Genomic DNA, 2,990 nt, shown 5'->3' with positions numbered 1-2,990 from the left:
AATTCAAAGCAGATGATCGAAGAAATAGAAGGTTTAAATCAACCTTCACAAGTAATGTTATCTGTTTACAAATTAATTTTTGAGAAGCAAAAAATGGTAGCAAACTGCTACCGTTTTTCAATACTTGCTAATTTTTAAAGTCGTTAATAATAGTCTTTAAAACAATTTTCTCCAATTGCGCATTTGTGAAATTAACGTTGGACTGTGCCATGTTGATTAATTCAAGCTGTAGGCTATTTTTGTTTTTGTAATACCAAATCAACTTATCAATTTTTTCTCTAAGTTCGAAAACGAACTCCGAGTACGACACTGTTTTTCTATCAAACTGACTAAACAGGATTAACAACAATGCTTGTTGCTGATATCTTAGCCGATCCGAATTTCTAAATTTTGGACTTAAAAGCAAATCAAAGCTACTTTTTGAAATCAATTTTTTTAGAGTAAATCGTAATGCATAGAATACAATTTCTTCTTTATCAAAAAGAAAGTTTGCCCAGTCATCTTTGCCTGCAAGACTAGCGAGAGCTGCTTTGTAACTCTCATTATTAATAACATTGTCATGCTTTAGCGAAATTAATAAACTGTCATCTTCAAATCTTTTTTCAAAAGATTGAAACCTCCTTTCTTTAAAAGCTGTATTCATAACGTCTTCGTAAAGTTGCTGATTAGGAGCCTTACATTTAACATATTTTGTTAACAACAAATTTTTGATTGCAAGTTTGGTGATTTCGTTGCTCAAAATTGAGCATTGACGTCAATATCCTCCTCTTATACAGTAGGCCCCCCCGGGAAAAGTTTAATCGATTTTTCCGTTCAATTGGGGAATGCTCTTTTTTGCCTGACTAACAAAAAGGAAGTGGTTGGCCTGCCTTTTTCAGAAATTTTTTAATAGCTAACTTCCACTTTTTTACAACCTCTTTGACATTTAAACCAATATTTTTCAAGTCAAACTTTAACTCAAAAAATCACCCAAAAGGCTGATATATCAAATGACGAAATACTTCGAATTGTAATTTGTGGAAAGTTAACTTAAATTTCTCAAAACAAAGATATCATTGTTAAACGCATTGTTGTTGATTCTCCTTTTTTGCCCAACTAATTGAAAAAGAGCCTTGAGATTACTCTCAAAGCTCTTCAATCTTGTACTTTTGGTTTATCTTTTCTCCGGATCCTTAACTCTAACCTTCTTTTGATTTAAGAGCAATTCGGACAGCCACTGGGCAAACGCAGCGTTAATCGTCTTCTTTTTTGACAATACCTCTGGATCTGGGTCTACACTATTATGGCCTTCACCACTCACCCAAGTCCAACCAATTGATGCTGGCACAAGATGCCCATAAGTAACAGTTGTTTTATCAATCGCATCCCATACGTTTGCGGGCGCTTCATTCGTCGGACAAAAGTAAGCCTTTACAACGTACCTCTTACCCTCTGGTATGCAGAAAAAACAGCCATACTTAACCTTTTCTGGATTCCCGAAGATAATGCAAGCATACGCTAGTTGCCCAAGTTTCTTGGCCCTCTTTACAGCTAGCTTGGATTTAGCAATTTTCTTGGTTTTCTGCGTCACTATCTTTTCCGGTAATTTACCTGCTTTCACCTGCTCACTGTAAGCTTTAATCAGTCTCCATTCTTCATCAGTGGCCCTAATTGTATGAACTTTACGCCCGCTTTTAGGGCGTCCAGCCCCTTCTCTATATCCACCTCTTGGCATATTAAGTTCTCCTTTGATTTCGTATTACGATTTCTATCTACGTCATGCTATGATTTTCGTATCACGTTTTCTATCTCTATTATATCATGATTTACGTATTACAGAAATCAAAAAAGGAAGTCATTTGACTTCCTTTGAATAACGATCATTTTTTACTTAGACGTAGATACTAACTTCTCATACATGTCAAATAACTTAGCAACTGCATCACTCTCTGTAGTTCCCTTTATCGGTAAACCATAAGCTGCCATAACCGCCCTATTATTGGCCTGATGCGCTTTTCTTAATTCAACGGGCATAGTTAGTTCATCGTATAAATCAGCAAGTGAACTGCTTGGATATAGTGCACGGGCATCTAAAATTCCTTGGGCTGTCTCGGCAATCTTTTTCTTTTGTTCTTCTGTAGGTGTTGGCCATGGGAAGTTATTATAAACGATTTTAGCAGAATACCGATAATCGCTCTTCAGCCTACCCGCTACTGTGCGCATCCAAGCCATATGAACATTTGACTCTAAAACCCCAAATTCATATAAGGTTGTACCAGGAATGATTTGTACAGCATCTGAAGCTATAACATTAGAATCCATGAAACCAATAGGAACATATCTTCTATTTTCTAAAGACACCCTAGGAATAATCAAGAAATCTTTATCTTCTGGTTGTATCATTTGGGCAAAACACTGAGGAATTTTTGCATACCCTCTAGTCGTCTTGGCATTTGAGTTCTCTCTAAAAATCCTTACCTTTTCAACCTTAGAGTACAATATTCTACTATTTTTGATATCCGACGGTTCTGCATGCTTTAACCACAGACACCATCTATGCTGGTTATGCAAAAATTCTTTTGCACCTATATAGGTAAAAAGCCATTTCTTTAGTTTAGACTCCTTAGAAAGGATGTCATTGTACTCTTTCTTATCAATTATGAAATTTCCATCGTCCCGTGGCTGATTGCCAAATATCATCCTTGGAACTTTACATAAAGGGACATTTTTTTGCGTTACAAAGACATTGGGACTATTAGTCAAATATGGACTTATGTTTTCTGCCATCTCATAATACCCGCCAGATCCATATATCTTTTTATTCTTTTTGCTCTTTTTTGAAAAGCCAATTATAACGCAATGAACATGAGCCTTTTCTTTTGCCTCGCTATTCCAAATAAAAGTACGGTATGCAAAATTAATATGGATCACGTATGTTTTCATTAAAACAGCCCATAAAATAGGAGCCTGTGCCCCTTGGCAGATTGAGTTAGTTGAAACAAAATAGCTTC

3 protein-coding genes are annotated in these 2,990 nt (G+C 36.0%); all 3 read right to left on the bottom strand.

All coding sequences use genetic code 11. From position 1 onward, the window contains the following. Positions 1-127 precede the first annotated feature (127 nt). Entirely contained in the window at positions 128-739 is a 612-nt protein-coding gene (locus FC20_RS09270; protein WP_039943461.1) for a hypothetical protein, read from the bottom strand. A gap of 414 nt (positions 740-1,153) precedes the next feature. Beyond that, complete coding sequence (locus FC20_RS09265; RefSeq protein ID WP_008460816.1) at positions 1,154-1,714, bottom strand: hypothetical protein; 561 nt, start codon at positions 1,712-1,714, stop codon at positions 1,154-1,156. Between the two features lie 152 nt (positions 1,715-1,866). After that, positions 1,867-2,990, bottom strand: a 1,124-nt coding sequence (locus FC20_RS09260; RefSeq protein ID WP_338034786.1) for a type IIL restriction-modification enzyme MmeI, incomplete at its 5' end; no start/stop codon positions are given.

The sequence above is a fragment of the Lactobacillus equicursoris DSM 19284 = JCM 14600 = CIP 110162 genome (genome assembly GCF_001434815.1).
Taxonomy (GTDB): domain Bacteria; phylum Bacillota; class Bacilli; order Lactobacillales; family Lactobacillaceae; genus Lactobacillus; species Lactobacillus equicursoris.
This window is presented reverse-complemented; position numbering and strand designations above follow the sequence as displayed.